The sequence below is a fragment of the Collinsella sp. SGI.095 genome, assembly GCF_050314535.1.
Classification (GTDB): Bacteria; Actinomycetota; Coriobacteriia; order Coriobacteriales; family Coriobacteriaceae; genus Collinsella.
Genome location: NZ_JBNPNG010000007.1, coordinates 42,435 through 59,265, shown reverse-complemented (window position 1 = coordinate 59,265; position 16,831 = coordinate 42,435). Strand labels below are relative to the sequence as shown.

General features: G+C 62.7%; 17 protein-coding genes. 1 reads left to right on the top strand and 16 read right to left on the bottom strand.

Annotation, left to right across the window (positions count from 1 at the left end; genetic code table 11):
* Positions 1-5: 5 nt before the first annotated feature.
* The 11 genes from ACQRCA_RS04405 to tmk all read right to left on the bottom strand — a co-directional run bounded on the left by ACQRCA_RS04405 (position 6) and on the right by tmk (position 10,271).
* The gene (locus ACQRCA_RS04405) at positions 6-704 is read right to left on the bottom strand and encodes a hypothetical protein (RefSeq protein ID WP_427718960.1); all 699 of its coding nucleotides are present in this window, start codon (positions 702-704) and stop codon (positions 6-8) included.
* Between the two features lie 15 nt (positions 705-719).
* A complete protein-coding gene (locus ACQRCA_RS04400) occupies positions 720-1,148 on the bottom strand; it encodes a hypothetical protein (RefSeq protein ID WP_427718958.1) in 429 nt (142 codons plus the stop codon).
* Positions 1,149-1,153: 5 nt separating this feature from the next.
* On the bottom strand, positions 1,154-2,233 hold the full coding sequence (locus tag ACQRCA_RS04395; protein WP_427718955.1) for an NAD(P)-binding domain-containing protein: 1,080 nt from the start codon (positions 2,231-2,233) through the stop codon (positions 1,154-1,156).
* 98 nt (positions 2,234-2,331) lie between these two features.
* Positions 2,332-3,285 carry a DegV family protein gene (locus tag ACQRCA_RS04390; protein ID WP_427718953.1) on the bottom strand — a complete coding sequence of 318 codons (954 nt, stop codon included), beginning with the start codon at positions 3,283-3,285 and terminating at the stop codon, positions 2,332-2,334.
* An 80-nt stretch (positions 3,286-3,365) separates the two neighbouring features.
* Positions 3,366-3,950 carry a ribosome hibernation-promoting factor, HPF/YfiA family gene (gene hpf / locus ACQRCA_RS04385; RefSeq protein WP_055285508.1) on the bottom strand — a complete coding sequence of 195 codons (585 nt, stop codon included), beginning with the start codon at positions 3,948-3,950 and terminating at the stop codon, positions 3,366-3,368.
* Between the two features lie 317 nt (positions 3,951-4,267).
* Positions 4,268-5,260, bottom strand: coding sequence for a substrate-binding periplasmic protein (locus ACQRCA_RS04380; RefSeq protein ID WP_427719019.1), 993 nt, complete (start codon positions 5,258-5,260; stop codon positions 4,268-4,270).
* Between the two features lie 414 nt (positions 5,261-5,674).
* Positions 5,675-5,854, bottom strand: a complete 180-nt coding sequence (locus tag ACQRCA_RS04375) for a hypothetical protein (protein ID WP_427718950.1) — start codon at positions 5,852-5,854, stop codon at positions 5,675-5,677.
* Positions 5,855-5,864: 10 nt separating this feature from the next.
* Positions 5,865-6,623, bottom strand: coding sequence for a ComF family protein (locus ACQRCA_RS04370; protein ID WP_427718948.1), 759 nt, complete (start codon positions 6,621-6,623; stop codon positions 5,865-5,867).
* Positions 6,624-6,773: 150 nt separating this feature from the next.
* Positions 6,774-8,468, bottom strand: a complete 1,695-nt coding sequence (locus ACQRCA_RS04365; RefSeq protein WP_427718946.1) for a PSP1 domain-containing protein — start codon at positions 8,466-8,468, stop codon at positions 6,774-6,776.
* On the bottom strand, positions 8,459-9,586 hold the full coding sequence (locus tag ACQRCA_RS04360) for an ATP-binding protein (RefSeq protein WP_427718943.1): 1,128 nt from the start codon (positions 9,584-9,586) through the stop codon (positions 8,459-8,461). Before ACQRCA_RS04360 ends, ACQRCA_RS04365 begins: the two co-directional genes overlap by 10 nt.
* Before the next feature lies 1 nt (position 9,587).
* Positions 9,588-10,271 (bottom strand): dTMP kinase, encoded by a 684-nt coding sequence (gene tmk, locus ACQRCA_RS04355; RefSeq protein ID WP_427718939.1) that lies wholly within the window; start codon positions 10,269-10,271, stop codon positions 9,588-9,590.
* Between the two features lie 249 nt (positions 10,272-10,520).
* On the opposite strand from tmk, the gene ACQRCA_RS04350 reads away from it, so the two are divergent.
* Entirely contained in the window at positions 10,521-11,507 is a 987-nt protein-coding gene (locus tag ACQRCA_RS04350; protein ID WP_427718937.1) for a zinc-ribbon domain-containing protein, read from the top strand.
* Between the two features lie 152 nt (positions 11,508-11,659).
* Here ACQRCA_RS04350 and ACQRCA_RS04345 read toward each other — a convergent pair whose 3' ends face one another.
* From ACQRCA_RS04345 to ACQRCA_RS04325, 5 genes are read right to left on the bottom strand one after another with little or no spacing between them, the layout of a single operon-like run.
* Positions 11,660-14,251 carry a DNA topoisomerase I gene (locus ACQRCA_RS04345; RefSeq protein WP_427718934.1) on the bottom strand — a complete coding sequence of 864 codons (2,592 nt, stop codon included), beginning with the start codon at positions 14,249-14,251 and terminating at the stop codon, positions 11,660-11,662.
* A gap of 54 nt (positions 14,252-14,305) precedes the next feature.
* Positions 14,306-14,989: a hydrogenase nickel incorporation protein HypB gene (gene hypB, locus ACQRCA_RS04340; protein WP_152068470.1), complete on the bottom strand. Its 684-nt coding sequence runs from the start codon at positions 14,987-14,989 to the stop codon at positions 14,306-14,308.
* 54 nt (positions 14,990-15,043) lie between these two features.
* Positions 15,044-15,400: a hydrogenase maturation nickel metallochaperone HypA gene (gene hypA / locus ACQRCA_RS04335; RefSeq protein ID WP_152068469.1), complete on the bottom strand. Its 357-nt coding sequence runs from the start codon at positions 15,398-15,400 to the stop codon at positions 15,044-15,046.
* 6 nt (positions 15,401-15,406) lie between these two features.
* Entirely contained in the window at positions 15,407-16,204 is a 798-nt protein-coding gene (tatC, locus tag ACQRCA_RS04330; protein ID WP_427718932.1) for a twin-arginine translocase subunit TatC, read from the bottom strand.
* Positions 16,204-16,776, bottom strand: a complete 573-nt coding sequence (locus ACQRCA_RS04325; RefSeq protein ID WP_427718929.1) for a twin-arginine translocase TatA/TatE family subunit — start codon at positions 16,774-16,776, stop codon at positions 16,204-16,206. The genes tatC and ACQRCA_RS04325 overlap by 1 nt, the downstream gene beginning before the upstream one ends.
* Positions 16,777-16,831 lie beyond the last annotated feature (55 nt).

Below are 16,831 nucleotides of genomic sequence, written 5' to 3'. Positions count from 1 at the left end.
ATCTGTTACTCCTCGTCTTCGGCGTCGTCAGATTTTTTAACGCTAGCACGCTTCTTCTTTTTGGAGAGATCCAGGCCAAAACGTTTAACAAGCATTTCGCAAATCTCGCTCGAACGGGCCTTGAGATAGCTGCCCTTGCCGTTCTCGGCATCGAACTTAAGGCGCAGCGCAAGCTTCTCGGCGATCTCGGCATCGATCTCGCCTTTGCCAAACTCGTACAGGCAGCCGAGCATATCGCGATACTCGAGGTCACCGTGGTAGCACTGGATGGCCTCGTCCAGGATGGGCCAAGCCTCGCGCGAACGCTCGACGCTCGTGGCACCCCACACGCACAGCAGGCGGAAGGCGGCATAGCGCAGCGTGGAGGAAATCTCGTCAAACAGTGCGGTCTCGGCGCCCTCAAAGGCATCGCCCAGCTGGTCGGGGCAGGTGGTGGCGAGCGCCGCCAGGGCATCGAGGGCCTCCCAGCGAGTCTGAGCCTCGGGGCGGTCGAGCGCCTCGATCAGCGCGGGCACGCAGGGCACGACGCGCTGCGGATCGCGCTCGGCAAGCAGGTGCAGCACGCGGGCGGCAAACTGGCGGATACGGCGCGTGGGGCAGCCGAGCTCCTGGACCAAGCGGTCGACGGTGTTCTCGTTCTCCTCTGCCAGCTGAAGCTGTGCCAGCTCCTCGTCGGTGAGCTGTTCGTCTTTGTTTTCTGCCATAGTTACCTCTTCTTACTATTTCTTAGTGTGCCTGCCAGCACCCTTGCTGTCATCGGTGACCGAGATGAGCTGTCGGTCAGCCGCGCCATTGCGACGCGCGCGGCGGCGCTCCTCGGCGTCTCCTGCGTCGGCGGCGGCGCGATGAGCCTGGTTGACGTTAAAGACCTCATCGTGCTTGCGCCACGGACCAACGGACTCGCCAAAGCTCATCTTAAGGCCGGCGATAAAGCCGCCAAGCCAGCCGATCGGCGCAAACTGCACCAGCGGGAACAGCGAGAACACCCAGGTCAGCAGGACGACTGCCGCCGCCCCTGCAAAGTTGGCAATCCAGTAGTCGCGCTTGGTGATGACGCGCTTTTCGCACGCCCACTGGCCGCACAAAAAGCCAATGTAGATCGCAAAGAGAAAGAGCCCTAGTGCGAGCACCACGAACGTCCAGCTCATGGGCGCTACTCCTCGTGATGGTGGCCGCAGCAGCACTCGTGGCCGTCGTCATGGCCGTGGCCGCCGCAGCACTCGTGGTCCTCGCCATGGTGGTGGCCACAACCGCACTCGTGGTCGTCGCCATGCTCGCCGCAACCACAGCCTTCCTCGTGAGCACCATGCTCCTCGGGACGATACTGCGACCAGTCCAGACCGGCGGCAATGGCGTCGGCCTCCTCCTTATAGAGGACATTGATGGCCTGGGTACCTAGCTTGGCACCACCGATGGCGTCGAGCATGTCATAGAGCGTAAAGGCCACGTCGGCGCCGGGCAGCGCAAGCTCGCGGTCGTCGGCATAGGCGAGCGCCAAGCGCAGGTCCTTGATGAAGTGCTCCACCATAAAACCGGGCTTGTAGTCGCCGTCGAGCGCCTTGGGCGCCAGGCTCTCCATGGCACCGGACTTGCCGGTGCCGCCCAGGATCATCTGACGGGTCTTCTCCATATCAAGGCCGCTCAGCTCGGCAAACGCCAGTGCATCGGCCATGCCGACCATGCAGGCGCCCAGCGACACCTGGTTGGCGAGCTTGGCAGCCTGGCCCTTGCCGGCGCCATCGAAGCAGCAGATGGTTGCCGCAAAGGTGGAAAGGATATCGCGGACCGGGGCAATGTCGTTCTCGGTAGCGCCCACGATAGCCGTAAGCGTGCCGGCGATAGCACCCGACTCGCCGCCGGTGACGGGGCAGTCAAACGCCATGCGGCCGGAAACCTGGGCGGCCTCGGCAATGTCGCGCGCCAGCTCGGGCGAGCTCGTGGTGAGGTCGATCAGGACCGCACCGGGCTTAGTGCACGCGAGCAGACCGTCGCCCGCCAGGTAGAGCTCCTCGACCTCGGAGGGATAGCCCACCATGGTAAAGACGACGTCGGCGTTCGCCGCGGCATCTGCCGGCGTATCGGCCCAGACAGCACCGCGCTCAACAAGCGCTGCAGCCTTGGACTTGGTGCGGTTGTTGACCGTGACGGGATAGCCAGCGTCCAGAATGTGGCCGGCGATAGGGGCACCCATGATTCCGGTGCCGATAAATGCGACAGAGAGCTTGTTTGCCATGAAACCTTTCCTTTTGGCTTGGGTGTTATTACCAGGTTGAATACTCGTTGCCAGCGTTTGAGCTGTGAGTCGAGGGCGATTACGGACGCAGCGCTTGCCTACTGGCCGCGCACGCGGCGGGCGATGCGGTCGGAAAGCGACGCCTTGTCGGTGCGGTTCTTGCCCCAAAACGCGCAGGCCACCATGCCGGGGCCCACGTGCGAGCCGATGGTGGGGCCCACGGAGCTGCGAATGATCGTGACGTCGGCGCAGCCCTCCTCCTTGCGGATGGCGGCTTCGAGCCAGTCACCGTCCTTTTCGGCATCGGCCGTCATGATGGCGATGGGCATGGTGCGATCGGGCACGTAGTTCTCGCGGAACGACTTGAGGATGGACTTGAGCGCCTTCTTGCGGCCGCGGTTGACGCCGATCAGCGACAGCGAGCCGGCAAGGTCGTAGGAGAGCTCAGGCTTGACGTCGAGCTTTGCCGTGAGCTGCGCCGCCGCGGGCGGAATGCGGCCGCCGGCAGCCAGTGCATCGAAGCTCTCGAGCGTAAAGTAGCCGTGCACGTAGGTCTTGGCCTCGTTTGCCCAATCGACCAGCTGCTTGGCAGTCAGTCCCGCCGAACGCTGGCGCACGGCCTCAAGCGCCAGGAGCTCGCCGGTCGCGCAGGGCAGGGCGTTGTCGACCACGTAGAGCTCAAAGTTGGGATACTCGGCGCGCACGGCATCTGCCGCCTGGCACGCGGAGTTGTAGCTCGACGACAGCGCCGAGGTAAAGCACAGGTAAACCGTGGGCGTGCCCTCTTTGGCGCACTCGGTAAAGAACTCGATATAGCGACCGAGCGACACAGCCGAGGTGGACACGCGGGCACCGGCGCGCATACGGTCGTAGAACTCCTTAGGGCTCATGCTCGACCAGATGTCGTCCGTGCGCTCCTCGCCATCGATAATGAAAGGGAAGCCCAAGATATCGACATCGAGGTTCGCGGCGACCTCGGGGTTAAAGTCGCAGCAGGTATCGACGACGATACGGCAACGGTCCGAATGACCGGCGGATGCGGCCTTGTCCATCAAAGCGACTCCTTACGTAAAAAAGGCGGCCACCCGCATGGGATGGCCGCCAACCGTTAACTCATGCAAGTTAACGTATTTTACTCGTCAAGTGTTTCGATGCGGGGCTTGATGATGCCATATCCACCATTCTTACGGTGATACACCACATTGATGAGGCCAGTCGTCGCGTTCTCGAACACGTAGAAGTCGTGGCCGAGCAGATCGGTCTGCACCAGCGCCTGCTCCTCAGTCATCGGGGTGACATCGATGACCTTCTCGCGGACGAGCAGGTCGTCGTCCTCCTCGGGCAGCAGCAGGTCGGCCAGATCCTCGACGCGCTCGACCGGTGCGACATCCGCGGCGCTGGCACCGCCCTGGCGGTTGTCCACAACCTTGGTCTTGAACTTGCGCAGCTGGCGGGTGACCTTATCGGCGGAGAGATCGATGGCGGCATACATATCTGCGCCGTGCTCGGCGACGCGAATCACAGAGCCGCGGGCACGAACCGTGACCTCGACGATTGCCGGGTTGGGGTTCGAGGGGTTCTTCTCATAACGAAGCACGACGTCGACTGTCATGGGCTCGATATCGAAAACCTTGAGCGCCTCGCCGATCTTCTCGTCCACATGCGCACGCAGAGCATCGGTTACCGTCGTCTTGCGTCCAGAAACCTTGATATCCATACGTGGCTCCAATCTGCCTCGGGGACTTACTGTACTGGCTATGTACCCATTGCCGTGCATTTAATCACCCGAATTCCCAAAGGCCCGAATAACGACTGCTTGATACCGCATACCGAAGTCTCGCACTTTTCCGCGGCAAAGTGCGCTATATGAGGGCGTCGGCGGAGTTGGTTTTTCTCCTGGAAATTGCCCTTGAGCTGCTGGTTTTATCAAAATTGAAAAGCCGGGCTCCCCTATGGGGGAGACCCGGCCATGCGTGTTGAAACCGTGAAGAAGCGCCTTGTTCAATGTATGGCAGGCGCCACCCCTACCAATAACTAGCTATTGAGCTTGTTGATGTCATCGTCGGTGATGGCGCCCTCCTGGCTAGACGAGGGGCTGTCGCCGTTGTTATCGGAGGTGTCGCCATCGGAGGACTCGGTCTCGTTGGACGTGGATTCGGATGCCTGCACATTGGCCCCCGAAACAGTCTTGGCGGTAAGGTCATAGGGCATTTGGCCGTACCAGACGCAGTGGACCGCCTCGAGCGTGCCGTCGACCGTGATGTCGTCGAGGGCGTCGCTCACGGCACGGCACAGCTCATCGTTAGAGCTAAGGCCTGCGACGCCAAGCGTGGAGGGCGTCTCGAGCGTGCCGACACAGGAGATCTGGCTCATCAGGCGCGCGAGGTAACCACCGGCCGTGGAATCACAGATCACGTAATCGACCTCGCCCGACTCGAGTGCCTCGAAGCACTCGTTGATGTTGGAGAAGGTCTTTTGGTTGGCCGTAATGCCCTGCTTGGCGAGCGCTTCCTGCGAGGCCGAGAAGGTCTGAACGCCCAGGGTAGCGGTGTTAAGCGTTTCGGCGGAAACGCTCAACGACTCGCCGTCACTGCTCTTGCCGAATACGGCGGGGGCGTCGTACAGACAGGTGCCAAGCGAGCTGATATCGCCGTCCGTAGAGCTGACGTCGCCAATGAAGATATCGGCCTTTTTATCGCTGAGCGCGGAATCGGCCGAGGACGCATCGACAAAGGCGACCTTGAGACCCATGCGGCATGCGAGGGCACGAGCGGCATCGACCGCATAGCCCGTGAGGTTTCCGTCGGCATCCTGCATGGCTTGCGGGGCATCGGAAGTATCGAGGGCGACCGTCAGGGTTCCCGGCGTGACCAGGGCATCGTCCGATACCGTGGGGGTAACGGTCTCGTGCTCGATCTGGTCGATCGTGGGCGTCGTGAACGTGGACAGTGGATTGAACGCGCACCCACTCAGGCCCAAAACGGCAATGACCGCCGCGGTCCCAGCACCCAACCGAGCTGCATGCATCAAGCTGCCCCTCACCATGTCCGCTACCCTGCCTTCTGTGTCGTATACGATCCGTGCCCTGCACGGAATATCGGGTTGTTCCCACCAGCTGACCTGGTATTTGACCCCACACTTGCGCACCGGGGCGTTTGCTCGGGAGGCCGCAGCCACCTTCACGACTGGCCCGCTCGCCCGCGAGGCGGTATTGCCCCAAAGAAAGTAGAACGGACGGTACGGCTTACATCTAGGACGCGCCATGATCGCGCCGCGCGCACGCGGTCGCTTACGTGGATCCCTTTGACCGCGTCTGTCTTGGACTTGGATGGGCGCATTGCCCGTCCGCAACCACAGCCTGGCGGGAACGTAGCGCATTATAACTAAGTTCAAGCTAAAGTTTAAGGTTAGGGCGTCATTCGCACCGCGAGTACAGATTTCTCAGGTCGAGGCGGGCAGCACACGGCGCTCTTCATCGGGATGGAAGTCCCTCCAACTGATGTAACCCAAATGCCTGCGCTCGGCGCGCATCATGCGTAGCGCCGAGGCGCCGGTCAGGATTACAGAGGCTGCCAGTTGCTCGTCTGTCGGCTCGACGCGCCGCGCAATCTTCACTGCCACAAAACCACCCCTACCAAACGCGGGCGATAGCGAGGCCATCGACGGCTTTGGCGCCGGCGCGCTTAAGCTCCTCCGAGGCCGCTGCCATTGTCGCGCCCGTGGTAATGACATCGTCGATGAGCAGCAAACGACAGCCACGTACATCCTCGACCGTCTCGTACATGTCCCGGGCATGTTCCCGGCGCTCGGCGCGACCGAGTTCGCGCTGGTCGCCATGACCGTATTTGACCAAGGCGTCCAGCAATGGCACGCCCGAAAGATCGCAAAACGAGCGCGCGATTGCTTCCATGTGATCAAATCCACGCCGCCGAAACGCCGCCGCAGTCGCGGGCACAAATACCACCGCGTCGACACCGGACAGCACGCCGCCGTAACGGTCGGGGGCTGCTACCTGGGCATGCAAGGCGGTGTCGTAGAGCAGCTCTGCCAGATACGGTGCCAGACGGCGCTCGCCCGCATCCTTGTATGCCTTGATGATGCGCGGCAACGGATGTGCATAGACAGCGCACGCCAGGCAGCGATCGAGGGCCTTAGCCACCGTCGAAGACGCACCCTCGACCGAGCACTCGGTACACAGCAGGTCTCCAAACGGAGCGCCGCACCTCGTGCAGCTGTGGCGCGGATCGACAAGCGTGAGCGACGCCAGGCACTCCCGACAAATAAGCGCACCGGCACGCTCGCAACCGGCGCATCGCGTGGGCGAAAGAACCTCGAGTGCCTCATGCGCCGCGCGCTCGGCAAACGGTAGCAATTCATCCGCAAACGGCAAGATGCCGGCACTCCGTAAGCGGCTCAAACCATTCAGACAGTTATTTATGACAAAACCCTCCCTACGCTTGGGCGAAGGGAGGGTTGTCGATTCAGTGCCATGATACCCCGTTGCACTTGGGGTCAGACAAGTCGAATCCGCTTGCGGGCGCTATTCGCCGGCAGGCGGTTGCGGTGCGGACGAGGTGTGGGTCGAGCCTTCGCCACCATCCTGGCGCGGCTTGCGGGAACGGCGACGGCGGCGGCGCTTCTGACTCTGGTCGGCCGAGCCCTCGCCACTGCGATCCTCACGCGGTTCGCGCTCGTCGCGAGCACCGCCGCGCGAAGCCTTGGCGGCAGCTCCTCCGCCATCGCCGGGGCGACGGCGCGTGACCTTGACTTCACCATCCGAAACCTGATCGGCCACAGAAGGAACCGAGGGTTTCTGCTGCGTGCCCGAGGAATGGCGACGGCGCGGACGCGGCGCGCGCTCCTCCTCGCCACGTGGCCTGCCAGCCTTGTCGGCAGGCGCGTCGGAGGCCGAGGCGCCCTTGGGAGCGGCACCGGCCTCGCGAGCGGCTGCGGCGCGGAAGGCATCCTCGCGCTCCTCGCTCGACAGGTGGCGGCGGCGACGGCGCGTGGGGTTCATGCCGCCGCCGCGGTTTTGCTGCTGGGGCTGCTGAGCCTCGCGCTCGCGAGAGGCGTTCTTGCCCGCGGTCTCGCCGTTGTCGACGGACGCCGCGCGCTTGCGGCGACGACGGCCGCCGGCCGCCTCCTCGGCCTCGGAAGCCTCGGCCTTGCCGCGGCCCTTTCCGCGACCACGACCCTCGCCCTGGCCCTGACCGGCACAAGCATCGGATTCGGCATCGCGACGACGGCGCTTGGGCATCGACGTGCCGGCCAGACGGTCGGCACTCGACAGGCCATCGCCCACGTCGACGCCGTTCTCGCGATCGAGCTCCATGAGCGCCAGGCGCATCTCGGGTGACTCGATGCGCTCGAGCACATCGCGCGTCACGCAGTCGGGGCGGCAGCTGCAGCCCTGCTCGGCGGCCTTCTTTTTGCAGCCCTCCGAGCACGTCATATCGGCCAGGTTGACCTTAAAGACTTTACCGTTCTCCAGGCGCAGCACCAGCTGCTCACGCGGCGTGTCATATTCCTGGATACGCGCCTTGCCGAGCGGCGTATCGATGAGCGTCTTCTTTTTGGGCGCACGGCTCTTAAAGTCCTTGTACGCCTCGAACTCATAGCGCAGGCAGCACATCAGGCGGCCGCACACGCCGCTGATCTTAGACGAATTGAGCGGCAGGTCCTGCTCTTTTGCCATGCGAATCGAGACGGGCTCAAACTGTCCGCCAAAGCGCGTGCAGCAGAGCTCCTGTCCGCATTGGGCATAGCCGCCCACCAAGCGAGTCTCGTCGCGCACGCCAATCTGGCGCATGTCAACGCGAATGTGCAGCGTCGAGGACAGGTCCTTGACGAGCTGACGAAAATCGACGCGCTCCTCGGCCGCAAAGTAGAATACGGCTTTCTCGCCGCCAAACAGGTATTCGACACCCACCGGCTTCATCTCGAGGTCGAGATCTTTGACCAGACGGCGGAAATCAACCATGGCCTCATCGCCCTGGATGGCCAGGTCGTCGGCAAGCTGCAGGTCGATATCGCTCGCCACACGCAGCACGGGCTTGAGCGGCTGACCGATCTCGTCTTGCGGCACCTCGAAGGGATCGGCCGTGACCAGGCCGATCTCGGTTCCGCGCTCGGTGGAGCAAATGGCATAATCGGCCTCGAGGATATCCAGATCCTGCGGGTCAAACCACAGGTCGCGCGAGGCGTAGGTAAACTTAACGGGTACGACTAACGGCATTTCAGTGCCTTCCTGATATCGAACAGCATGACCTCGATGGCCAGCTGGGGAGTAACGTTTCTGGCAATGTTGCGCTCGGCGGTCGCGACCGCCTCGAGCGCCCGGGTGGCACCCGCAACATTCGTCGCGGCGGCAAGCCGCCCGATCGTGTCGCGCACGTCCTCGTTCACAATGTCTGCCGCCTCATCCTGAAGCGTCAGCAGCACGTCGCGCATGAGCGTCCGCGCGCTCGCCAGCGCTTCCATGATACCCGAACGCTCGCGCGCATTGAGTTCGCGCTTGTTGCGGTCCTCAAGCTGCTTCAATGCTCCACGCGACAGATAATCGGCGTTTTGCTCGAGCACCTTTTCCTGCGTGGACTTGACCTCGGCGAGCGGAGCCTTAACGGCGACGATGAGCGACTTGGCGCGGCTGAGTACATCGGCCTCGTCGGCGGCGATGAGCGAATCGATGGCGCGGATCATCTGGCGGCGAGCATCCTGGCGCTCGGCGCTCTTAAGGAACTCGATGCCGCGCGTGGGGCTCCCCGCCACGGCGACCGCCATGCGACAGCGTGCGAGATCCTGGCCCGTCGCGCGGCTCACGGCCTTCGTGGCCACGGCGGGCGACACCAGCCGAAACGGCACGCACTGGCAGCGGCTCACGATGGTGGGCAACATCACGTCTGCCGAGGTGCCCAGCAAGATAAACATAACGCCCTCGGGCGGCTCCTCGAGCGTCTTGAGCAGTGCGTTGGCGGTGTTGGCGCGCAGCTGCTCGGCACGGTCGATGATGTAGACCTTGGCCTTGGCACGGATGGGCGCCAGCGGCACGTCGTCGAGCAGCTCGCGGGTCTGGGCGATGAGGTAGCCCGTGGCGCTCTCGGGCGTGTAATAGTGCACGTCGGGGTGCGTATGGCGGGCGACACGCACACAGCTATCGCATGAGCCGCAGCCGTCCTGCTCGCACAGGAAGGCTTGGGCGAGCGCCCAGGCGGCATCGAGCTTGCCGGCACCGGGAGCGCCCAAAAACAGGTAGGCGTGCGATGCGCGGCCGCTGGCGACGGCGTTGGTCAAAAAATCGCGTACGCGCTCTTGGGTGTCGAGCTTGGCCAGCAGGCTTGCCAGAGCGGGGGCCATGTTACTCGGCCTCCTGGGCAAGCGTGGCGGTGACGGCGTCCTGGGAAATGTCGAGACCGTACGCGCGAACCTGCTCGACCGTATGCGCGAAGACGTCCTCGATGGAAGCGGTGGCGTCGATGAGCTTCACGCGATCTGGCTCCTCGGCGGCAATGGCACTAAATCCCTGGTAAACGCGCTCCTGGAACGCCATGCCCTTGGCCTCCATGCGGTCGACCGCATCACGGGCGGACATGCGCAGCGCCGCCTGCTCGGGCGTAATGTGATAGACGAGCGTGAGCGCCGGGTGCGTCCCCGCGACAGCAAGGTTGTTGGCGTCGCGTACCATCTGGCGATCGAGGCCGTCGGCAAACGCCTGGTAGCAGGTCGTAGAATCATAGAAGCGGTCACACAGGACCACTTTGCCGGCCGCAAGGGCGGGAACTATGACCTCGTGCACCAGCTGGGCGCGTGCGGCCTCGTAGAGCAGCAGCTCGCAGGTATCCCCCATCGCCGTATTGGTGGGGTCGAGCAGCAGGGCACGGATCTTTTCACTAATGGCGGTACCACCCGGCTCACGCAGGGTCACGACCTGGTAGCCAGCGAGCTCGAGCGCACGGGCCAGCAGGCGCGCCTGCGTGGACTTACCGGCACCATCGACGCCCTCGAGCGTGATAAAGCTATGTTGAGCGGGCTCAAAAGCCATGGGCGCAGTCCCTTCCTACAAGGCGCGTAAATGCAGATATATCAACCAAATCATGATACCCCAGGGGCAGGCGCACCCCAATGACTACCCAATGACTAAAGGTGCCTTTCCAAAGTTGCGGTGAAATAGGGACTGACTGAAGCTCTAAGACCGCCAAACAGTCCCTATTTCACCGCAACTTATGATGGGGAATTTTGGATGCTTGGTATAATCGTCGTATGGCATTGAAATGTGGCGAAAGGAGTGGCAATGTCTCGGTATTGCGCCTCGTGCGGCAAGCTTCTTGCAGATAATGCCAAGTTCTGCACCTCGTGCGGTGCACCCGTTGAGCAAACAGCCGCGAGCGATAGCCAGCCCGCTTTTGACCAGACCGGGCCCCTTGATACGCCGCAAGCCAAGGCGGACGATCCCCTCGCTTATCGCCCCGACCCCGCCGCAAGCCCCGCGGCCGTCGAGACCACGCAGTGCATACCCGTTGCGAGCGGCTCGCCCCAACAGCAGCCGGCTCCCGCATACGCGCCTGCTTCGCCACAGACCCCCGCTCCCAAAAAGAGCGGCACCGGGGCGCTTGTCGCCGTTATCGTTGCGCTGGTGGCAATCATCATCGCCCTGGTCATCTTCTTTGTGATCAAACCGTTCGACGACTCCGCCACGCAGACGACTGCCGAGGTTACCAAGCTGCACCACGATGTTGACGATGATGACCTCAAGCCTCTCGGCGACCCCAATAGCCTTTACGACGATGACGATGACGACGAGGACGAGGCTGGCGGCGAAGCAACCCTCTCCGAGCAGAACCTCTACCGTCGCCTGAGCGAATACTACGACCTGCTCGAGGACCTCGATAGCCAGGTCCGCGCCTGCGCGCAGGCCTTCAATGGTAGCTATCTGGAAGAAGATCGCACCACCCGCCAAAATCTCGCCGACGTCGCCGAGCGCACGGAGGAGACCGTCGAGCAGTATTACGATATCGTCGAGGACCTGGACGTCCCCATGAGCTCCAAGAACTACCACTCATGGAAAGACATCATTGCCCTGTATGACGACCTTGATCACCGCATCGACGCGATCTGCGATGCCTGGGAGATCAGTCTAAAGTACGCAAAGCCCTCGGACCATAAGGACGAAATCGTGGCGCCGCTGGCACGCGACAACGAGCCGGGGACCAGCAGCAACAAGTATCGCTTGGACTTTGAGGACCGCTATCCCAGCGCCAAACCCGTCGAGGTGAACTAGCGTTTTGTCGTTCCCGAGCTGGCAGTTAGGGACGTTCCTACACTGCCGGCAGAAAAGGAACGTCCCCAACTGCCGAACTGCCGAACAAAAAACGGGCGAGGATCATGGGACCCTCGCCCGTTTTTGTTTTGGGCACTGTTTCGGCTGCGCCGCTACTTGCTGGCGGCCGCCTTCTTTGTGGTCGTCTTTTTCGCGGCAGCCTTCTTGGCAGTCGTCTTTTTCGCCGTGGTCTTCTTTTTCGCCGTGGTCTTCTTTGCCGTGCTCGCCTTGGTCGTGGTCTTGCGGCCGCGGGCGGGCTTCTTCTCCTTGGTCGGGCAGTCCATGTTGACGCAGATACGCCACGGACCGCGCGCCGTGTTGACCACCACGATGGGAGCGCCGCACTCGGGGCAGGTCTCGCCCGTCGCCTCGAGCTTGCCGCGCGCCGGCAGCGGATAGCTCACGCCGCAGTCATCGTAGTTGGTGCAGCGGATAAAGCGCTTGCCGCTCTTTTCGCTCTTGTGCGCGATTAGGTCGCCATGGCGTCCTGCCTCGGCGCACACCTTGCACTCGCCCACCTTAAGGTCGGGCTCGTAGTTGGTGGGGCACGTCGGGTTCACGCAGATCTCGAATGCCTTCTGGCGGAACGGCTGGCACTTAATGCGCGGTGCGCCGCACTCGGGGCACACGGCCGCCTCGCCCTCGAGCGGGCTTACCTTGACGCCGCTCGGCACCGGATAGGTCACGTCGCAGTCGGGCCAGCCCATGCAGCCGATAAAGCTGCCGCGGGTCTTGGCGCTCGTCTTCATAACCAGATCCTTGCCGCACTTGGGGCAGGCGCCCACGCGCGCATCGGCCGTGACGGCATCGCTGATGGCGTCGCCCAGCTCCTGCGTATGCTTGAGCAGCTCATCGAGCACGCCGGCCAGCAGCGCGCGCGAGTGCGTCACGACATGCTCTTCGGTATCTTCGCCGCGCTCCACGCGGGTCATGTCGCCGTCGAGCTCGCTGGTCATATCGGGGCTCGTGATGCGCGGGGCAAACTGCGACAGTGCATCGATGATGGCGATACCCAGCTGACTCGGCTCCACGGGATCGTTTTTGAGGTAGCGCACGGCGTACAGGCGCTCGATGATGCTCGCGCGCGTGGACTTGGTGCCCAGGCCGCGCTTTTCCATCTCCTGCACGAGCTTGCCCTGGCTGTAGCGTGCGGGCGGCTCGGTCTGCTTGGCCTCGAGCTTAATGTCGAATACGTCGACCGTGTCGCCCTGCTCCAGCGGCGGCATCTGCTCGTCGCGCTTGAGTCCGTACGGGTATGCCTCGCGGAAACCCGGGGTCACGAGCACATCGCCCGAAGCCACGAACGGCTCGCCGTTCACGTCGAGCTCGAGCTTGGTGTTCTCGATGGTGGCGGGGCCCATAAGCGTCGCCAGGAAGCGGCGAGCGATGAGGTCGTAGAGCTTGCGCTGGCCACCGTCGAGCATGGACGGATCGCCCTCGCCCGTGGGGTAGATAGGCGGGTGGTCGGTGGTCTCGACCTTGCCGCGCGTGGGCTTCATGGGACCGGCGAGCACCTTTTTGCATACGGGCGCCAGCGCCGGGTTGATCTTTGCCAGATCGCTCACCACGGCGCCCAGATCGAGCGTCGCGGGGTACACGGTGTTGTCGACACGCGGATAGCTGATAAGACCCGCCATGTAGAGGGACTCGGCGATGCGCATGGTGCGTGCGGGCGAGATGCCCTCGGCCGCAGCGGCAGCCTGCAGCGAGGTGGTCGCAAACGGCGTGGGCGGCTGCTGCTTGCGCGAGCGCTTGGTCACCGCGGCAACGGTTGCCGTCGCAACGCCGTCGACATGGCCGTACGCCATCTCGGCAGCATCCTTGTCGGTAAAACGCGCCGTCTTGTGCGCGATCTTAAAGCGGTCGTCCTCGGCAGCAGCCTGCGCGGCAGCCATGCCGCGGATCTGCCAGTAGTCCTCGGGCACAAACGCCATGCGCTCGCGCTCGCGCTCGACCACCAAGGCGAGCGTCGGGGTCTGCACGCGGCCGGCAGAACGAACGTTGCCAAAGCCGCCAAACTTGGCGAGCGTCAGGTAGCGCGTGAGCACCGCACCCCAAATGAGGTCGATGTGCTGACGGCTCTCGCCGGCATCGGCCAGGTTCTGGTCGAGCGAGACGAGGTTATCAAAGGCCTGCGTGATCTCGGCCTTGGTAAACGAAGAATACTGGGCGCGGGCAACCGGCAAGTCGGGCGCAACCTCGCGCACCTTGTTGAGGGCGTCCGAACCAATCAGCTCGCCCTCGCGATCGAAGTCCGTGGCGATGATGACGCTGTCGGACTTCTTGGCAAGGTTCTTGAGCGAGCGAATGAGTTCTTTCTCGGCCGGCAGTTTGATAACGGGCGCCCAGGTAAGGTAGGGCAGGCTCTCGAGCTTCCAGCCTTTGATGGAGATACCGTCGGCAAGGAACGGTTTGCGCTTGGTGTCATAGGGCGGACGCGCCAGGCCATCGGGTATGTCGGCCGGCAGCATCTCGCCGTCCTCGGTGACCGAGTACCAACCCAGCTTTTTATCGAACAGCACGCTGTCGCAAAAATCGGGCGCAAGGATGTGACCGGCAAGGCCGATTGTCACGCACTCCTCGCCCTTCCACTCAAAACGGTAGATGGCGGTGTTATACACCTTGTCCTTTTTGGGCTTGCCCGTGGAAAGACGCTCGGCAATCTGACGCGCGGCGTCGTTTTTCTCGGCGATGATGAGCTTCAAAAGAGGCTCCTATCTCGTGTGTCTGCGGCTGCGCCCGCACGTACGACGGCCGACTTACGCCCTTGTTTGTTCGATCTGCCCGATGAGCCAATCGCACCAGGCATCCATGCCCTCGCCCTTGCGTGCGCTCACGGCAAACCGCGGCGCCTGCGGATTGAGGTCATCGAGTGTCTTAGTATACCTATCCATGTCAAAATCGAAAGCCGGGGCCACATCGACCTTGTTGAGCAGCTGTGCGCCAGCGTGCTGGAAGATGCCCGGGTACTTAATGGGCTTGTCGTCGCCCTCGGGCACCGAGAGAATCATGATGGACAGGTTCTCGCCCAGGTCAAAGTCGACCGGACAGACCAGATTGCCCACGTTTTCGATAAAGATAACATCGATGTTTTGAAGGCCCACTGCCTGGTCAAACGCATCAACGGCCTCCATGATCATGTTGCCCTCGAGGTGGCACAGACCGCCCGTGTTGATCTGAATGGCGGGCATGCCGGCTTCCTTCATGGTGATGGCGTCGACATCCGAAGCGATATCGCCCTCGATGACGGCACAGCGCAGGCCGGCTTTGTCGCGCAGACGCTCGTTGGTGCCCAGAATCGTGGTGGTCTTACCAGAGCCGGGACTCGACAGCACATTGATCACATAGGTGCCTGTCTCTTTGAATCGCTGACGCAGCTGATCTGCCAGGCGCTCATTGCGCGACAGAATTGGCGATGCGATATCAATAGTTTTCTCGGCCATACTCGGCACTCCTTACTTCTACCATTTATACCCCGTCCCCAAATGGCAGGCTGGTTAATTGTCGGGGGTTTCGATCTCGATGCTGGCGATGTCGAGCTCGCGGCCGTGCAGCAGGCGCACGTTGGTGCCGCCACACTGAGGACAGCGGCAATGGAAGCGGTCGTGCTCAAAAACCTCGCGGCAGTCCAGGCACTCGCTTTGTGGATGGACTTCCTCCACGGCAAGCTCGCAGCCGCGCGTGAGCATGTCCTCGTCGCGAAACGTCTCCCACGCAAAGTCGAGCGCCTCACGCACAACTTCGGTCATATCCCCAATGCGCAGCGTTACCAAAACAGCGCGCGAGGCCCCCGCCCCACGCGCCGCGCGAATCACTGTATCGAGTATGCCGTTGACAATGCCAACCTCGTGCATACGGATTTACTCCTCGTCGTCGTCCTCGTCGTCGTTCGAGAACAGATCCAGACGGCTCACAAACAAGCCTTCCTTGCCATCGCGCGCGGTAATGACCACGCGGGCGATGGCGAGCGAAATCTCGTAGAGCGAGAGCAGGGCGCCATACATGAGACCCAGTGTAACGGGCGAGCCGTCGGGCGTAATCACAGCCGAGCCCGCAAGCAGGCCAACGTATACGTAACGCCAGGCACCGCGGAAGGCCGCATAGGACACGATATGGAAGACAGACAGGTAGAAGATGATGAGCGGCAGCTCAAACGCCACACCAAAGCCGATCATAAAGAGCAGCTCCATGTTGACGTAGTTCTCCAGATCGGGCAGCGCCGTAGCGACGGCCGAGGTTTCGCCGATGAGCCACTCAAAGCCCGCAGGGATGATGATGAAGTAGCAAAAGATTGCACCCAGGAAGAACAGCACCGTCGAGGCGAGCACCGTGGGCACAACCCACTTGCGCTCGTTGGGGCGAAGCGCCGGCAGGAAAAACGCCAGAATCTGCCAAATGATCATAGGCGTGCACATGACAACGGCCATCTTGAGGGCCAGCGAAAAGCGCAGACCAAAGCCGCCGAGCGTGGTGGTGATGTAGAACTTACCGTCCGGCACAAAGGAGCGGATGGGGTCTTCCAGGATGTCGAGCACCACGGGCGTGGCGAAATACAGCACGATGGCGGCGGCAAAGACTGACACGACCACGATGGTCAGGCGACGACGGAGCTCACCCAGATGATCGAAGAGCGGCATGCGCGCAGGTCCGATAGGCATTACTCATCGCCTCCCTTCGGGGCATGGGCGGCAGCGGCGTCGTCCTCGGCCTCGAGCTCGCGAGCGAGCTGGTCGACGACGGCCTTGCGCTTGCGGGGACGACGGGCGTAGAGGTCAGCCGTCGTGGGCTCTGCCGGCTCGGGCTCGGGCTCCGGCTCTGCAGCAGGCTCGGGCTCGACGGCGGCAGCAGCAGACTCGGGACCCTCAGCCTCACCAGCAGCACCTTCGTCCTCGGCAGCACCCTCACTCGCGGCCTTCTCGGCGGCAAGGCGGGCACGGCGCTCGGCAAAGGTCTCCTTCTTTGCGGGCGCGGCCGTCTCGACGGCATCCTCGTCCGCATCGGAATCGTCATCGACGGCAGCCTTCTTGGGCTTGACCGGAGCCGAAGCGGCCTCGCTTACCGGATCGATAATCTCGGACTGAACAACAGCCGTCATCTTTTCCTGCGTCTCGCGGAACTGACGGATGGCACGGCCGATCGTGCGGCCCATCTGCGGGAGCTTATCCGGGCCAAACAGCAAAAAGCCGAAGACCACGATGATCGCGAGCTCACCCTCTCCAATACCAAACACACATACCTCCAAGGCTCGATGTGAGTCGAGCCCGCACCGCGCCATTCGGCCGGAA